15 protein-coding genes are annotated in these 15649 nt (G+C 73.6%); 10 read left to right on the plus strand and 5 right to left on the minus strand.

The genetic code is table 11. The features are described from left to right. Positions 1 to 85 precede the first annotated feature (85 nt). The 3 genes from SVTN_RS31470 (at position 86) to SVTN_RS31480 (ending at position 3829) form a co-directional block, all read left to right on the plus strand. Positions 86 to 2104, plus strand: coding sequence for a Xaa-Pro dipeptidyl-peptidase (locus SVTN_RS31470; protein WP_078908575.1), 2019 nt, complete (start codon positions 86 to 88; stop codon positions 2102 to 2104). Further along, positions 2101 to 3408 carry a M14 family metallopeptidase gene (locus SVTN_RS31475; RefSeq protein ID WP_041132140.1) on the plus strand — a complete coding sequence of 436 codons (1308 nt, stop codon included), beginning with the start codon at positions 2101 to 2103 and terminating at the stop codon, positions 3406 to 3408. The genes SVTN_RS31470 and SVTN_RS31475 overlap by 4 nt, the downstream gene beginning before the upstream one ends. Before the next feature lie 118 nt (positions 3409 to 3526). Beyond that, positions 3527 to 3829, plus strand: a complete 303-nt coding sequence (locus tag SVTN_RS31480) for a hypothetical protein (protein WP_041132141.1) — start codon at positions 3527 to 3529, stop codon at positions 3827 to 3829. 82 nt (positions 3830 to 3911) lie between these two features. On the opposite strand, the gene SVTN_RS31485 is transcribed toward SVTN_RS31480, so the two are convergent. Beyond that, complete coding sequence (locus SVTN_RS31485) at positions 3912 to 4874, minus strand: FAD-dependent oxidoreductase (protein ID WP_041132142.1); 963 nt, start codon at positions 4872 to 4874, stop codon at positions 3912 to 3914. Between the two features lie 70 nt (positions 4875 to 4944). On the opposite strand from SVTN_RS31485, the gene SVTN_RS31490 reads away from it, so the two are divergent. The 4 genes from SVTN_RS31490 to SVTN_RS31505 are packed head-to-tail and all read left to right on the plus strand — an operon-like array spanning position 4945 to position 8200. Then, on the plus strand, positions 4945 to 5394 hold the full coding sequence (locus SVTN_RS31490; RefSeq protein WP_052499398.1) for a hypothetical protein: 450 nt from the start codon (positions 4945 to 4947) through the stop codon (positions 5392 to 5394). Positions 5395 to 5407: 13 nt separating this feature from the next. Beyond that, the gene (locus tag SVTN_RS31495; RefSeq protein WP_041134429.1) at positions 5408 to 7045 is read left to right on the plus strand and encodes an ABC-F family ATP-binding cassette domain-containing protein; all 1638 of its coding nucleotides are present in this window, start codon (positions 5408 to 5410) and stop codon (positions 7043 to 7045) included. Positions 7046 to 7073: 28 nt separating this feature from the next. Continuing rightward, positions 7074 to 7802, plus strand: coding sequence for a 2-phosphosulfolactate phosphatase (locus SVTN_RS31500; RefSeq protein WP_041132143.1), 729 nt, complete (start codon positions 7074 to 7076; stop codon positions 7800 to 7802). Further along, a complete protein-coding gene (locus SVTN_RS31505) occupies positions 7799 to 8200 on the plus strand; it encodes a hypothetical protein (protein ID WP_041132144.1) in 402 nt (133 codons plus the stop codon). The genes SVTN_RS31500 and SVTN_RS31505 overlap by 4 nt, the downstream gene beginning before the upstream one ends. A 77-nt stretch (positions 8201 to 8277) precedes the next feature. Here the strand turns inward: SVTN_RS31505 and SVTN_RS31510 are convergent, their stop codons facing one another. The 3 genes from SVTN_RS31510 to SVTN_RS31520 all read right to left on the minus strand — a co-directional run bounded on the left by SVTN_RS31510 (position 8278) and on the right by SVTN_RS31520 (position 12345). Continuing rightward, positions 8278 to 8727, minus strand: coding sequence for a DUF2690 domain-containing protein (locus SVTN_RS31510; RefSeq protein ID WP_041132145.1), 450 nt, complete (start codon positions 8725 to 8727; stop codon positions 8278 to 8280). 211 nt (positions 8728 to 8938) lie between these two features. After that, the gene (locus SVTN_RS31515; protein WP_041132146.1) at positions 8939 to 11371 is read right to left on the minus strand and encodes a Tex family protein; all 2433 of its coding nucleotides are present in this window, start codon (positions 11369 to 11371) and stop codon (positions 8939 to 8941) included. A 107-nt stretch (positions 11372 to 11478) separates the two neighbouring features. Continuing rightward, entirely contained in the window at positions 11479 to 12345 is an 867-nt protein-coding gene (locus SVTN_RS31520; protein WP_041132147.1) for an SCO6745 family protein, read from the minus strand. A 125-nt stretch (positions 12346 to 12470) separates the two neighbouring features. On the opposite strand from SVTN_RS31520, the gene SVTN_RS31525 reads away from it, so the two are divergent. After that, positions 12471 to 13451, plus strand: coding sequence for a GlxA family transcriptional regulator (locus SVTN_RS31525; RefSeq protein ID WP_041132148.1), 981 nt, complete (start codon positions 12471 to 12473; stop codon positions 13449 to 13451). An 11-nt stretch (positions 13452 to 13462) separates the two neighbouring features. Further along, positions 13463 to 14104, plus strand: a complete 642-nt coding sequence (locus SVTN_RS31530; protein WP_041132149.1) for a DJ-1/PfpI family protein — start codon at positions 13463 to 13465, stop codon at positions 14102 to 14104. Position 14105: 1 nt separating this feature from the next. Here SVTN_RS31530 and SVTN_RS31535 read toward each other — a convergent pair whose 3' ends face one another. Further along, positions 14106 to 14849, minus strand: coding sequence for an enoyl-CoA hydratase/isomerase family protein (locus SVTN_RS31535; RefSeq protein WP_041132150.1), 744 nt, complete (start codon positions 14847 to 14849; stop codon positions 14106 to 14108). 66 nt (positions 14850 to 14915) lie between these two features. On the opposite strand from SVTN_RS31535, the gene SVTN_RS31540 reads away from it, so the two are divergent. Further along, positions 14916 to 15575 carry an HdeD family acid-resistance protein gene (locus SVTN_RS31540; protein ID WP_174518300.1) on the plus strand — a complete coding sequence of 220 codons (660 nt, stop codon included), beginning with the start codon at positions 14916 to 14918 and terminating at the stop codon, positions 15573 to 15575. The last annotated feature ends 74 nt before the right edge of the window (positions 15576 to 15649 follow it).

A 15649-nucleotide genomic window follows, 5' to 3' on the forward strand; every position in this document is an offset into this window, starting at 1 on the left:
GACATGTACCGTCCGCCACCCGAATCGCACCCGAATGCCTCCAGCACTCTTTTGCGCGGGAGTTGACCGGGGTACGTTCCGGCGCATGCCGATGCGAAAGCGGAGAACCCGCGGAGCCCGACTGACGTACGGAACCCTCGTGTCCGCGGCCACGGCCGCCCTGTTCGCAAGCCTCGTCACCCCCGCCGGCGCCCAGCCGGAACCGGCCTCGCCCGCCGCGCCCTTCGCGCGCGAGTCCCGCCCGGTCCACTCGTACGCTGACGCCGTCCGCGAGTCCGTCTGGGTGGACACCGGCCTCGACGGCGACGGCGACGGACGCACCGACCGGGTCGCCGTCGACATCGTGCGCCCCCGCGAGCCCGCGGCGGCCGGCCGGAAGATCCCGGTCATCATGGACGCCAGCCCGTACTACGCCTGCTGCGGACGCGGCAACGAGAGTCAGAAGAAGACCTACGACGCCGACGGGAACCCCGTCCAGCTCCCGCTCTTCTACGACAACTACTTCGTCCCGCGCGGCTACGCCTTCGTCGCCGTCGACCTCGCCGGCACCAACCGCTCCGACGGCTGCGACGACGTCGGCGGCCGCTCCGACGTCCAGTCCGCGAAGGCCGTCGTCGACTGGCTGAACGGCCGCGCCCGCGGCTACACCTCCCGCACCGGCGCGACCCCGGCCCGCGCCACCGGCTGGTCCACCGGGAACGTCGGCATGATCGGCAAGAGCTGGGACGGCACCATCGCCAACGGCGTCGCCGCCACCGGCGTCGAAGGGCTGAAAACGATCGTTCCGATCGCCGCCATCTCCTCCTGGTACGACTACTACCACTCGCAGGGCGCCCCGCTCTACAACTCCAACCCGAGCTGGCTCTCCGAGTACGTGAACAGCCCCGAGGCACAGGGCCGCTGCGGCGCCGTCCAGGACCGGATCACCGCGAGCACCCCTTACAGCGGCGACTGGACCCCGGCCTGGACCGAGCGCGACTACGTGAAGGACGCCGGCAAGGTCAGGGCCAGCGTCTTCGTCGTCCACGGGCAGCAGGACCTCAACGTCCGCGCCGGTCACTTCGGCCAGTGGTGGGACGCGCTCGCCGCCCACGGCGTCGAGCGGAAGATCTGGCTCTCCCAGACCGGCCACGTCGACCCCTTCGACTTCCGGCGCGCCGACTGGGTCCGCACCCTGCACCGCTGGTTCGACCACTACCTCCTCGGCTACGACAACGGCGTCGACCGCGAGCCCGTCGCCGACGTCGAGCGCGCCCCGGACGTCTGGACCACCGACCGGCAGTGGCCGGCGCGCGCCACCGCGACCACCACCCTGCGCCCCGCCCCCGGAGCCGCCGCAGGACCCGGTGTCCTCGGCCGCGCCTCCGCCGCCCCCGGCTCCACCGCGACCTTCACCGACGACCCGGCCCTGGGCGAGCTGGACTGGGCGGCCCGGATCGACGACGCCACCCCTGAGAAGGCCGGGTTCGTCACCCGCCCGCTCTCCCGGGACCTGCGGATCTCCGGCTCCTCGAAGGTGACGGTCACCGCGACCCCCACCACCTCCACCGCGCACCTCTCCGCCGTCCTCGTCGACCTCGGACCCGACACGATCCGGGACTACGGGGCCGCCGGCGAGGGCATCACCACCCTCACCGACCGCAGCTGCTGGGGCGCGAGCACGGCGGGCGACAGCGCCTGCTTCAAGGAGACCGCCGCCCGCACGACGGACGTCACGTACAACGTCGTCAGCCGGGGCTGGGCCGACCTCGGCACCTGGGCCGACCCGCGCGAGGAGCACCCGCTGATCCCCGGCAGGGCGTACACCCTGACCCTGAACCTCGCCCCGACCGACCACGTCGTCCCGGCCGGCCACCGGCTCGCCCTGATCGTCGGAGGCACCGACAAGGACCTCCTCGACTCTCCGTCGACCACCCCGACCCTCACCCTCGACCTCGCCCGCACTTGGGCGAAGCTGCCCCTCGTCGGGGGCGCCGGGGCGTTCGACCGGGCGACGACGGGACCGGCCCCGGCCCTGCCCCCGCCCACCCATGTCCCGTCCCTGACCGGCCCCGTCCCGCCGGCCGCCGTCACCGGACCGCGCCTGCCCGGGGAGGACCGATGAACCCCCTTGCCCGTCAGCGGAGTTCCCGGCGGGCGCTCGCCCTCGTGGTGGGCGCCGCCGCCCTCGCCCTGCCGCTCGTCACCGTCCCCGCCAAGGCGGCGGACAGCGCGCCCGCGCAGGCCCTCCCGCGCACCGGCTTCGAGGAGAGCCGGGGCGCCCGGTGGACCACCGAGGCCGAGGAGGGGGAGTTCCTCGCGGCCGTCCAGCGGGGGAGCGACCGGGTGGCGCTGCGCGAGATCGGCGTCACCGGTCAGGGCCGCCCGCTGCGGCTCGCCACCCTCGGCGCGGGCAGCACGACCGTCCTGCTCGTCTGCAGCCAGCACGGCGACGAGCCGGCCGGCCGGGAGGCCTGTCTGAGCACGGTGCGCGACCTCGCGTACGCCCGGGACAAGGAGACCCTGCGCTTCCTCGCCCGCACCACCCTCCTCGTCGTCCCCACCGCGAACCCCGACGGCCGGGAGGCCGACACCCGCGGCAACGGCGACGGCGTCGACGTCAACCGCGACCACCTCGCCCTGCGGACCGCCGAGGCGCGCGCGATCGCCGCCGTCATCCGCGACCGGAAGCCCGCACTCGTCTACGACCTCCACGAGTACGGCGCCACCCCCCGCTACTACGACAAGGACCTGCTCGCCCTCTGGCCCCGCAGCCTCGACGCCGACCCGCACGTCCACGACGAGTCCCGGAGGCTCTCGGAGTCCTACGTCCGGCCCGCCGCCGGGCTCGCCGGGTACAGCAGCGGCATCTACGGCATCTGGACCGACCCGCTCACGGGGGAGCCGGTCAAGCAGGTCGCCGGTGACGGCCAGGAGCGGATCCTGCGCAACACGGCCGGCATCAAGCACTCCGTCGGACTGCTCGTCGAGACCCGTGTGAACGCCTTCGACCAGGCCGAGAAGGACGACCCGGCCCTCAACCACCGGCGTCGCGTCGCCACCCAGCACGCCGCCCTGAAGGGGGCCTTCGCCTACCTCGACGAGCGGCGCGGGCCGCTCACGGCGGCCACCGCCCTCGCCCGCGGCGCCGGCCTCGCCGACCGGGGTCCGGTCTACCTCGGCGGCGCCGACAACGATCCGGCCGAGCCGGCGGAGATCCTCATCGACCCGCCCTGCGGCTACCGCCTGGACGCCGCTCAGTACGCCGAGGTGGGCGACGAACTCGCCCTGCACGGCGTGACCGTGAGGGCGGAGGGCGCGGGTGTCTTCGTGCCGCTGCGCCAGTCCCAGCGCGCCCTCGTCCCGCTGCTCCTGGACGCGCGGGCGACCTATCACCTCGTCAGTGGGAGTCCTGTGGAGGAGTGTTGACGATCGGGTGCCCCCGGTCCGGCGCGGCGTGATTCCGATGTTTGCCGAGGTAAAGTTACCTGCTGGTACTGACCATGCCTCGAACGGGCCCACGAAGCCCTGGAGTTGGAGAACCACCATGCGCCACACCAAGCCCGCACGCCGTACCCTGACGGCCCTGCTCGCCACGACGCTGCTCGCCGGGGGCGTGCTGCTCGGACAGACGGCGACCGCCGAGCCGGCCGCCGCCAAGACCGTCACCTGCAACGTCACCAAGCTGCGGGCGGACGCCCGCAAGGAGCGCGACCGCGCCGCCCGACTCAAGAGGGACGGTGCCCCGGCCGAGGCCCGCAAGGCCCTCGCCCATGCCGACGCCCTGGAGCACCGGGCCAAGCAGTGCGCCGACGCGGACAACAACAGCAGGCCGCCGCTCTGGAAGTAGGAAGCGGTACGTCGCGCGGGGCGGTTGCCATCCGAAAGGACGGCAACCGCCCCGCAGGCGTCCCGGTCCTGCCCCGCGGTCGTCAGAGCATCGCCGTCGCCAGCTCCGCCGCCGCATCCGCACAGCCCCAGGCGACCGTCACCCCCGCGCCGCCGTGCCCGTAGTTGTGGACGAGCCGTCCGCCGCCCGGCGGCGTCACCGCCTCGATCCGCACCCCGCCGGCCCGCGCGGGCCGCAGGCCCACCCGATGGCCGAGGACCCGGGCGCCCGCGATCTCCGGCCGCACCCGCGCGCACCGCGCCACGATCGCCGCCGCCGTCTCCGGATCCGGCGCGAGCCGCTCGTCGCCCTCCTCCGCCGTCCCGCCGAGCACCAGCCGGTCCTCGTGCGGGAAGTAGTACGTGGTCTCGCCCGCCGACTCGTCCGCCGCCGTGAACCACTCCTCGATCCCCGGGTTCTCCACCAGGACCAACTGCCCCCGCACCGGCCGCAGCCCGGGATCCGGTACGAGCTCCCGCGCCGCGAGCCCCGTGCAGTCGACCACCACCCGCGCCTGCGTCGTCGCCTCCTCGAAGTCGCTTATCCCGTGCCGCTCGAAGATCCCGCCCATGGACTCGAAACGGCTCCGCAGGAAGGTCAGATGGACCGGCATGTCGATCAGCGGCAGGCGCGCCGCGAGCCCCGTGCGGTACGGCCCCGGAACCTCCTCCGGCGGCAACTGCCGCAGCCCCTCGACCTCCTTGGCCCACGGGCCGAGACCGTCGAGGGCCGTGTCCGCGTGGACCCCGGCCACGAACGCGACCCCGGTCCGCTCCGGATCGACGGCCAGCTCCTCGTACACCCGCAGGGAGTTCAGCGCCCAGGCGCCGACCTCGGCAGCCGGTTCGATCCGGTACGGCCACCACAGGGCGCCCGCCACCGCCGAGGTCGTCGCCTGCGGGTCGTCCCGGGACCAGATCCGTACCCGACGCCCGCGCTCCGCCAGCCGCGTCGCCGTCGCCAGGCCGACGACCCCGCCCCCCACCACGATCACGTCGTTCTTCATGCCCGGGACCGTACCGGGACCATGACATTTCCGGGACGGTGCGGCCACGGAAGGCGGAAACACTGGAGTCATGCCGGTTCCGTACACGACCCTCGACCTCGTCCCCGCCGCCCCGTCCGGCGGCGACCGCCCCCACCACGACTTCCTCGTCGACGGCAGGCCGCTGCTCCACCGGCTCGACGAGACCGACGGACACGACACCGTCTCGCCCCTCGCGGCGGACCTCCCGCCCACCGTCCGCCCCGAGCACGCCCACCGCCTGCTCCTCGCCGACGGCACCCGCCAGGTGATCCACTCCTGCCCCGACTGCGAGGACCCCGGCTGCGGCGCGGTCACCGCCGTCGTCGCACGCGAGGGCGGGGACGTCGTCTGGCGCGACTTCGCCTGGCAGACCGGCCCCGCCGTCGACCTCGTACGCGAGGGCTACCCCGGCGTCGGCCCGTACCGCTTCCACGGCGCGAGCTACCGCTCCGTACTGCTCCGGCTCCTCGAATCCTCGGCGTGTCGCCGCGTCGCCTAGGATTCGTTCCCTGATGACTGCAACCCTCGTCGCCAAGGACCTCGCCGCCGGCCACGGCGAACGCACCCTCTTCGCCGGGCTCGACCTCGTCGTCGCCCCCGGCGACGTCATCGGCCTCGTCGGCGTCAACGGCGCCGGCAAGTCGACCCTGCTGCGGCTGCTCGCCGGGCTCGACACCCCGGAGGAGGGCGAGCTGCGGCTCTCCCCGCCGACCGCCGCCGTCGGCCACCTCCCGCAGGAGCCCGAGCGGCGCGCGGGGGAGACCGTGCGGGAGTTCCTCGCCCGCCGCACCGGCGTCGCCGCCGCCCAGGCCGCCATGGACGAGGCCACCCAGGGGCTCGTCGACGGCACGCCCGGCGCCGACGACGCGTACGCGACCACCCTGGAACGCTGGCTGAACCTCGGCGGCGCCGACCTCGACGAGCGCGCCGAGGAGGTCGCCGACTCCCTCGGCCTCACCGTCGGCCTCGACCAGCCGATGACCGCCCTCTCCGGCGGCCAGGCCGCCCGTGCAGGCCTCGCCTCGCTGCTCCTCTCCCGCTACGACGTCTTCCTGCTCGACGAGCCCACCAACGACCTCGACCTCGAAGGCCTGGAGCGCCTGGAGGCCTTCGTGAAGGGGCTGCGCGCCGGTACGGTCGTCGTCAGCCACGACCGCGAGTTCCTCACCCGCACCGTCACCAAGGTCCTCGAACTCGACCTCGCCCAGCAGCAGATCACCCTGTACGGCGGCGGTTACGAGGCGTACCTGGAGGAGCGGGACACCGCCCGGCGGCACGCGCGCGAGGAGTACGAGGAGTACGCCGGCAAGAAGGCCGCCCTGGAGGCGCGCGGCCACATGCAGCGGTCCTGGATGACGCAGGGCGTCAAGAACGCCCGCCGCAAGGCCACCGACAGCGACAAGCTTGGCCGCAACGCCCGCAGCGAGGCCAGCGAGAAGCAGGCCGCGAAGGCCCGGCAGACCCAGCGCATGATCGAGCGCCTCGACGTCGTCGAGGAGCCCCGCAAGGAGTGGGAGCTGCGCATGGAGATCGCCGCCGCGCCCCGCTCGGGCTCGGTCGTCGCGACCCTGCGCGAGGCCGAGGTGCGCCGCGGCGACTTCTCCTTCGGCCCCGTCACCCTCCAGATCGACTGGGCCGACCGGGTCGCCGTCACCGGGGCCAACGGCGCCGGGAAGTCGACCCTGCTCGCCGCCCTCCTCGGCCGTCTCCCGCTGGACTCCGGCGACGCGGTCCTCGGCTCGGGCGTCGTCGTCGGCGAGGTCGACCAGGCCCGGAAGCTGTTCCACGGCACGGAGACGCTCCTGGAGGCGTTCTGCGCGGCCGTGCCCGACACCGAGCCCGCCGAGGTCCGCACGCTGCTCGCCAAGTTCGGCCTGAAGGCCGTCCACGTGCTGCGGCCCGCCACCACGCTCTCCCCGGGCGAGCGGACGCGCGCCGCGCTCGCCCTGCTCCAGGGCCGGGGCGTGAACCTCCTCGTCCTCGACGAGCCGACCAACCACCTGGACCTGCCGGCCATCGAGCAGCTGGAGTCCGCCCTCGACTCGTACACCGGCACGCTGCTGCTCGTCACCCACGACCGGCGCATGCTCGACGCGGTCCGCACCACCCGCCGCATCGAGGTCGCCGACGGCAAGGTGACCGAGCTGTGAGCACGGACGCGTCCGTACGCGGTCCGCGGTGACGGTCTCCTTCGGCTGGGGGCCCGTCGAGGCGCGGGCCCTCGCCCCGGCGGCCGCCTGCGTGGTCGTGGTCGACGTGCTGTCCTTCACCACGGCCGTCGGCGTCGCCGTCGAGGGCGGCACCGCCGTCCTCCCGTACCGCTGGAGGGACGCCACGGCCGCCGCGTACGCGCGGGAGAAGGACGCCGTCCTCGCCGTCGGCCGGAGCGAGGCCACCCCGGCGCACCCCTGGACGCTCTCCCCGGCCGCCCTGCGCGCGGCCCCGAGGCCGCCGCGCCTGGTCCTGCCGTCCCCGAACGGCTCCACCATCGCGGCCGAGGCCGCCTCGGGCGGCGCGCGCGTCGTCGCCGCCTCCCTGCGCAACCACTCGGCCGTCGCCCGCCGGCTCGCCGACCGGGGCTACGGCACGGCGGACCGCCCGCTCGCCGTCATCGCCTCGGGCGAGCGGTGGCCCGACGGCTCGCTGCGCCCGGCCCTGGAGGACCTGCTGGGCGCGGGAGCGGTGCTCTCCGCTTTCGTGCGGACGCACACCCTGACCCCGGAGGCGACCGCGGCGGCCACGCTGTGGGACGCGACCGAGGACCCGGTCGCCGTCTTGCACGGCTGCGACTCGGGCCGTGAACTGTACGAGTACGGCTTTCCGCAGGACGTGGCCGTGGCCGCCGAGATCGACACCTCGGCAGTCGTTCCCGTCCTCGTGGAGGGCGCATTCCAGGAGGCACCATGACCGACCTACTGACCCGGCTGACCGAGATGCTGGACGATCTGGACGCCGACGTGGACGAGACGATCGACCTCGCCGACGAGATCGCGGCCTCGGGCGACGCCGGTCTCCTGCCGCGCCTCCAGGCGGAGCTGGACCGCGTCATCGCCGAGCGGAACTTCTACGCGCGGGAGCTCCTCGGCGGCGTCCTCGCCGCCCTCGGCGGCCCGGACGTCCTCCCGGCCCTGATCCGTGCCTCCGCCGTCGACCTCGGGGACGACCAGGACGGCCTGGCCACCGAGATCGTCGAGCTGGTCCAGGCGGACCCGAAGGCGGCCCGCCGTCTCCTCCAGCCGATGACGGAGGACGACGACCTGTCCGTCGCCAACCGCGCCGACTGGGCGCTGCGCTTCCTCCCGTAAGCAGGGCGGTCGCACGCGAAGAGGCCACAGCCCGGTGGGGGCTGTGGCCTCGTTCATGCGGACGCGGGGGGCAGGGTCTACCAGTAGGGGCTGCAGTCGACGGCGCCGGTGCCGCTGTCCTTGAGGCACACGCGGTAGTAGTAGCCGCTGCCGCCGAGCATGTTGGACCAGTCCGAACCCGGGTCCGGGATCGTCACCGAGAGACTGCGGACGAGCGGGCCGGCGTAGCCGTTGTGCTTCTCGATGTAGCCGTAGTGGTCCCACCAGTTGTCGGGGCCGTAGGGGTCGGTGACGCGGACCCAGGCGGCCTGACACGCGGCCGACCAGCGCAGCTCGGCCTTGTCGATGCCGTCGGAGACGGACGCCTTGGTGACGGCGTCCTTGTCGCAGGCCTGCGAGACGGGGCCGAGGTTGTCGCAGCCGGCGCCGGAGCAGCCGGCGGCGTACGAGGTGCCGGCGAGCGGGACCAGGGCCATGGTCATCGCGGCGGCGGAGACTCCCGCCATCTTCGCGATCATGCGCTTCATCTGAGGGTGATACCTCCGGGAGAAGGAACGTCTGACGGCCTTCCGCGGAGGCCGGAGATGATCTTGGTTCCTTGTCCTGCGCGCGTCAATGGAAAAAACGGACGACCTGGTTCTACGGCCGGTGGACGCGAGTCGTCCCCGCACACGTCGATCGGTGTGTACGGGGACGACTCCGGCAGTACGGTCGGAAACCGCCTCCGACCTGCGCGTTCTATCGGCGCTTGGCGCCGCCCTCGCCGAGCAGGCCGGCCTTGCGCAGGGCGTCCGCCATCGCGCTGTTCGCGGGCGCGGGCGCCGCCGAACGGTCCCGGCCGCCCCGGTCGTTCCGGTTGCCGCCCCGGTCCCCGCGGTCGTTCCGGTTCCCGCCCTCGGACCGGCGGCCGCCACCGCCCTGACGCTGCTGCGGCGGCCGGCCGGAGCGCTCGCCCCGGTCGCCCCGGTCGCGCTTGGGCGCACCGCCCTGGCCGTCGGCGCCCGGCTCGTCGTCCAGCCGCAGCGTCAGCGAGATCCGCTTGCGCGGGACGTCCACGTCCAGGACCTTCACCTTGACCACGTCACCGGGCTTCACCACGTCGCGCGGGTCCTTGACGAAGGTCTTCGACATCGCCGACACGTGGACCAGACCGTCCTGGTGCACGCCGATGTCCACGAACGCGCCGAACGCGGCCACGTTGGTGACGACGCCCTCCAGGACCATCCCGGACGCCAGGTCGCCGATCTTCTCGACGCCCTCCTTGAAGGTGGCCGTACGGAACGCCGGACGCGGGTCGCGGCCCGGCTTCTCCAGCTCGCGCAGGATGTCCGTCACCGTCGGCAGACCGAAGGTCTCGTCGACGAAGTCGTCGGCCCGCAGCGAGCGCAGCGTGCCCGTGTCGCCGATCAGCGCCGCGACCTCGCCGCCCGTCGCCTTCACCATCCGGCGCACCACCGGGTACGCCTCCGGGTGCACCGAGGAGGCGTCCAGCGGGTCGTCGCCGCCGCGGATGCGCAGGAAGCCCGCGCACTGCTCGTACGCCTTCGGACCGAGCCGCGCCACGTCCTTGAGCGCCTTGCGGGAGCGGAAGGGGCCGTTGGCGTCCCGGTGCGCGACGATGTTCTCCGCGAGACCGGAGCTGATGCCCGAGACCCGCGAAAGCAGCGGCGCGGAGGCGGTGTTGACGTCCACGCCGACACCGTTCACACAGTCCTCGACCACCGCGTCGAGGGAGCGCGAGAGCTTCACCTCGGCCAGGTCGTGCTGGTACTGGCCGACGCCGATGGACTTCGGGTCGATCTTCACCAGCTCCGCGAGCGGGTCCTGGAGCCGCCGGGCGATGGAGACGGCGCCGCGCAACGACACGTCCAGGTCCGGGAGTTCCTGCGAGGCGAAGGCGGAGGCCGAGTAGACCGAGGCGCCCGCTTCCGAGACCATCACCTTCGTCAGCTTCAACTCGGGGTGCTTGGCGAGGAGTTCGGCCGCCAGCTTGTCGGTCTCGCGGGAGGCCGTGCCGTTGCCGATCGCGATCAGCTCGACCGCGTGCTCCTTCGCGAGCCGTGCCAGCTTCTCGAGCGCCTGGTCCCACTTGTTGGCGGGGACGTGCGGGTAGATCGTGTCGGTGGCGACGACCTTGCCGGTCGCGTCGACGACGGCGACCTTCACGCCCGTGCGGAAACCGGGGTCGAGCCCGAGCGTCGCCCGGGTGCCGGCCGGCGCGGCGAGCAGCAGGTCCCGCAGGTTCGCCGCGAAGACCCGGACAGCCTCGTCCTCGGCGGCCGTCCGCAGCCGCAGCCGCAGGTCGATCCCCAGGTGCACCAGGATGCGCGTCCGCCAGGCCCAACGGACCGTGTCCTGGAGCCACTTGTCCCCGGGGCGGCCCCGGTCGGCGACGCCGAAGCGACCCGCGACGATCCCCTCGTACGAGGAAGGCCCCTCGGTCGGCTCCTCCGGTTCGAGCTCCAGGCTGAGGGCGTCCTCCTTCTCGCCGCGCAGCATGGCGAGCACCCGGTGCGAGGGCAGCGCCGTGAAGGGCTCGGCGAAGTCGAAGTAGTCGGCGAACTTCGCTCCCGCCTCCTCCTGCCCCTCGCGCACCTTCGCCACCAGGCGTCCGCGGCCCCACATGCGCTCGCGCAGCTCGCCGATGAGGTCGGCGTCCTCGGAGAACTTCTCGGCGAGGATCGCCCGCGCGCCCTCCAGGGCAGCGGCGGCGTCCGCGACGCCCTTGTCGGCGTCCACGAAGGCCGCGGCGGCGGCCGCCGGCTCGACGGACGGATCGGCGAGCAGGCCCTCGGCCAGCGGCTCCAGACCGGCCTCGCGGGCGATCTGGGCCTTCGTCCGGCGCTTCGGCTTGAACGGCAGGTAGATGTCCTCCAGGCGCGCCTTGGTGTCGGCGGCCCGGATGCTCGCCTCCAGCGCGTCCGTCAGCTTGCCCTGCTCGCGGACCGAGTCGAGGATCGCCGACCGGCGGTCCTCCAGCTCGCGCAGATAGCGCAGCCGCTCCTCCAGGGTGCGCAGCTGCGCGTCGTCGAGCATCTCGGTCGCTTCCTTGCGGTAGCGCGCGATGAACGGCACGGTCGAACCGCCGTCGAGGAGCTCGACGGCTGCCTTCACCTGTCGCTCGCGTACGCCGAGCTCCTCGGCGATCCTTGCTTCGATGGACGTCGTCACGGTGTCCCGACTCGCCTTCTCGTGCCTCAAGCTTGCGAGTGCATTCTGCCGGGTCGGTCACCCGTACGCGGTAACCGACCCGTCCCGCGCGCGTCCCCGGGGCCTGTTCAGCCCTTGCCGACCAGGTCCGCCGGGAAGGCGCCCGCGCCGGCCGCCGTCATCAGGAAGCCGCGCGCCAGCTCGGTGAGGCGCTCGACCCCGGCCGCGCCGAGGTGCTCGTACGGAGCGGAGTCCAGTCGGTCGGTGTGGTCCTCCAGCTCGGCGCGCAGGGCCGTGCCCGACTCCGTCAGCTCGCCGTCGGCGTCGAGGAGCCCGCGCTCGCGCAGCCGCTCCGTGGCCGCGTCCCAGTCGGCGCGTCGCCAGCCGCGCGTGCCGAGGACCCAGCGCGGGGCCATGCCCTTGCCGGTGGCGGTGTGCGAGGCGAGGGCCTCGACGGGGTCGAGCCCCGCGGAGAGCAGCGCCGCGAGGTGACCGTCGCCCCGGTGCTCGCGGAGCAGGGTGGCGGCGTACCAGTACGCGAGGTGGGGCTGCTCGGGCACCGGCAGGTCGGCGTTGGCCGAGTAGAGCGGCCGGGCGTGCCGGGTGCAGGCCTCGGTGGCGCGCAGGGCGAGCTCCGCCGCCTCGGCCATCTCCGCGGAGGCGAGGGCCTCGTCGCCGAGCAGCCGGCGCAGGGTCGTGTCGGCGGTCCGCAGCCGCGCGTCGAGGACCTCGGCGGGGGAGGCGGTCTCCCAGACGGCCGGGAGGTGCCGCGCGAGGAAGTCGTGGCTGTAGTTGTAGAAGGTCGCGGCGACCGTGCCCGCGCCGACCGCGCCGAGCGCCGAGCTCCGCGCGGCGAGCCGCATCGCGCTCGGGTCGGTGAATCCGAGGGCGCCGAACTCGCGGTCCAGGTCGGGCGAGAAGTACAGCGTGGAGTGGATCGGGTTGAGGGCGTTGTGGCAGCGGCGGCCCGCGCGCGGGGGAAGAGCAGTCGTCATGGGACCGAACGTTACCGACTGGTCGGTACGACGGGAACAGTCGGACCGTGCGAGCCGTCGGCACGGCAGAAAAGGTGGGTTCCCCGTCGTTGCGGACGCGGTGCGGCCCCGCCGAGGATGGAGCCATGCCCCAGCGACCCGTCCTCGTCGTCCTCTTCGACGACGTCCAGAGCCTCGACGTCACCGGCCCCGTCGAGGTGTTCGCCGGTGCCGGACGTGCCGCCGGGGACCCGTCCGCGTACCCGATCCGCACGGCCTCCCTGGACGGCGGCCCGGTCCGTACGCGCAGCGGACTGCGCCTGCTCCCCGACACCGCCCTCGACGACGCCGTCGCCGACGGGCCCCCGCACACCCTCGTCGTCCCCGGCGGCGAGGGCACCCGCACCCCCGACCCGGCCCTGATCGACTGGCTGCGCGTCCACGCCCCCGAGGCCGGACGCCTGGTCTCCGTCTGCACCGGGGCCCTGCTCCTCGCCGAGGCCGGGCTCCTCGACGGACACCGGGCCACGACCCACTGGAACGCCTGCGACCACCTCGCCCGATGCCACCCCGAGGTCGACGTGGACCCGGACCCGATCTTCGTGCGGGACGGACGCCTTTCCACCTCCGCGGGCGTCACCGCGGGCATCGACCTGGCCCTCGCCCTCGTCGAGGAGGACCTCGGCCGGGACGTCGCCCTCACCGTCGCCCGCCACCTCGTCGTCTTCCTGCGCCGCCCCGGCAACCAGGCCCAGTTCAGCGCCCAGCTGTCCGCCCAGACCGCCCGCCGGGAGCCGCTGCGGGACCTCCAGGCCTGGATCACCGAGCACCCCGAGGCGGACCTCTCCGTCGACTCCCTCGCCGCCCGCGCCCGGCTCTCGCCCCGCCACTTCGCCCGCGCCTTCCACGCCGAGACCGGCACCCCGCCAGGCCGCTATGTCGACCGGGTCCGGCTCGAACACGCCCGCCGCCTCCTGGAGGAGTCCTCGCGCGGCGTCGAGGAGGTCGCCCGCGCCTCCGGGTACGGCACGCCCGAGGCCATGCGCCGCGCCTTCCTGAAAGTCCTGGGGACCGGCCCGGCGGAGTACCGCCGCCGCTTCCACTCGCCCATCGACCGAGTCAACTGAAAGGAAGTACCGTGCAGATCGCCGTCCTGCTCTACGACCGCTTCACCACCCTCGACGCCGTCGGGGCGTACGAGCTCCTCGCCCGCCTCCCCGGGGCCGAGACCGTGTTCGTGGCCAAGGAGGCCGGTCCGGTCCGCAACGACCAGGGCAGCCTCGCGCTCGTCGCCGACCGGAGCCTCGCCGAAGTGCCGCGCCCGGACATCGTCCTGGTCCCCGGCGGCCCCGACGCGCGGGTGGCCATGGACGACCCGGAGATCCTCGACTGGCTCCGTACCGCCGACGCCACCAGCACCTGGACCACCTCCGTCTGCACCGGCTCGCTGATCCTCGCCTCGGCGGGCCTGCTGAAGGACCGCCGGGCGACCACCCACTGGCTCGCCTTCGACGAACTGCGGGCGCTCGGCGTCGAACCCACCGGCGAGCGGGTCGTCTTCGACGGCAAGTACGTCACGGCCGCCGGCGTCTCCTCCGGCATCGACATGGCGCTGCACCTGCTCGGCCGGATCGCCGGGGACGAGACCGCCCAGACGATCCAGCTGCTCACCGAGTACGACCCGCAGCCGCCGTACGACGCGGGCTCCCCGGAGAAGGCCCCGGCCGCGATCGTCGCGCACTGGCGCGGACGGCCCGTCGAGTCGCTCCCGCAGAGCTGACTCAGAGCCCGTACGTGAAGCGGGGCGCGCGGCGCTCCAGGAAGGCGGCGACACCCTCGGCGGTGTCGCCGCTGCCGCGTGCCTGCTCCGCCCAGTGGGCGTCCCGGTCGAGCCGCCCGTCGGCGAACTCCTTGGCCGCCGCCTGGGTGAGCAGCGAGCGGGAGGCGAGCAGCCGGGCGAACTCGGCCACCCGCTTGTCCAGCGCGCCCGTCGGGTGCAGCTCGTCCACGAACCCGGTCCGCAGGGCCCGCTCGGCGTCCATCAACTCGCCGGAGAACAGCAGGTACTTGGCGGTCGAGGGCCCGACGAGGGCGGTGAGCCGACGGGTCGAGGAGGACGGGTAGACGATGCCGAGCTTCGAGGGGGTGATCCCGAAGCGGGCGCCCTCCTCGGCGAAGCGCAGGTCGCAGGCGGCGGCGAGCTGGCTGCCGCCCCCGACGCAGAAGCCCCGGACGGCGGCGATGCTCGGCTTGGGGAAGGCCGCGAGCGCCTCCTCGGCGCGTACCGCGAGCGTCTGCTGCTCGTCGCCGGGCTCCCGCAGCGTCGAGATGTCCGCCCCGGCGCAGAAGGTGTCGCCCTCGCCGGTGAGGACCAGGACCCGGACGGACGCGTCGGCGGCGAGCCGTTCCAGGACGCCCGGCAGGGCGCGCCACATTCCGGCGCTCATGGCGTTGCGCTTGGCGGGGTTGGCGATGACGACGGTGGCGATCCCGTCCGTGACGCTTTCCTTCAGCTGCGGCTCCATGGGGCGGATGCTATCCGCCGGGCCCGAACGTACGATCAGGAAGGGGCCGCTCCGAGGAGGCATCGGATGGCCGAGGAGGCCCACGGCGCAGCTGCCGGCCCGGACCCGGTCCGGGAGATGACGCGCAAGGGGAAGAGGCTCCGCCGCGACTTCAGCGGGCTGGCCGCGCTCGGCGTCCTGCTGGTGATCGGCGGTGTCGTCGGCCTGATCTACACGGCTGCCGCGACGCTGACCTCGATGCTCCTCTTCGGCTGGCTGCTGCTCATCGGCGGGGTCGTGGGCCTGCTGCAGGCGATCCAGTCGCGCGGCACCGGCTACTTCTGGCTCGCCGCGGTGGTGGCCGCCCTGAACATCGCGGCCGGTGTCGTGGTCATCCGTCACCCGGAGGCCTCGGCGGAGGCGCTGACGCTGTTCGCCGCCCTGCTGTTCCTCACCGGCGGGCTGTTCCGGTTGGTCGGCAGTGTGGTGGTGAGGGGGCCGCAGTTCGGCTGGACGCTGTTCCAGGGGGCCTTCGGGCTGCTGCTCGGCCTGCTGGTCCTGTTCGACTGGCCGCACAGCAGCCTGTACGTCCTCGGCGTCTTCTTCTCGCTCGCGCTGCTCTTCGACGGGCTCGGTCTGGTCGCGATCGGGGTGGGCGGCAGGCGGATCGTCAGTATGGTGACCCCGTCGGCGCCGGCTGCGGGCCCGCCCCCTTCAGAAAACGGACAGGATCAGTCGAACAACTGACGTTGGCATACTCAGCCGATCAGAAGGTGGCCGATACGTGTCGACTTCTGGTCAGTAGCCCGGTCGGACCTCGT

The sequence above is a fragment of the Streptomyces vietnamensis genome, assembly GCF_000830005.1.
GTDB classification, from domain to species: domain Bacteria; phylum Actinomycetota; class Actinomycetes; order Streptomycetales; family Streptomycetaceae; genus Streptomyces; species Streptomyces vietnamensis.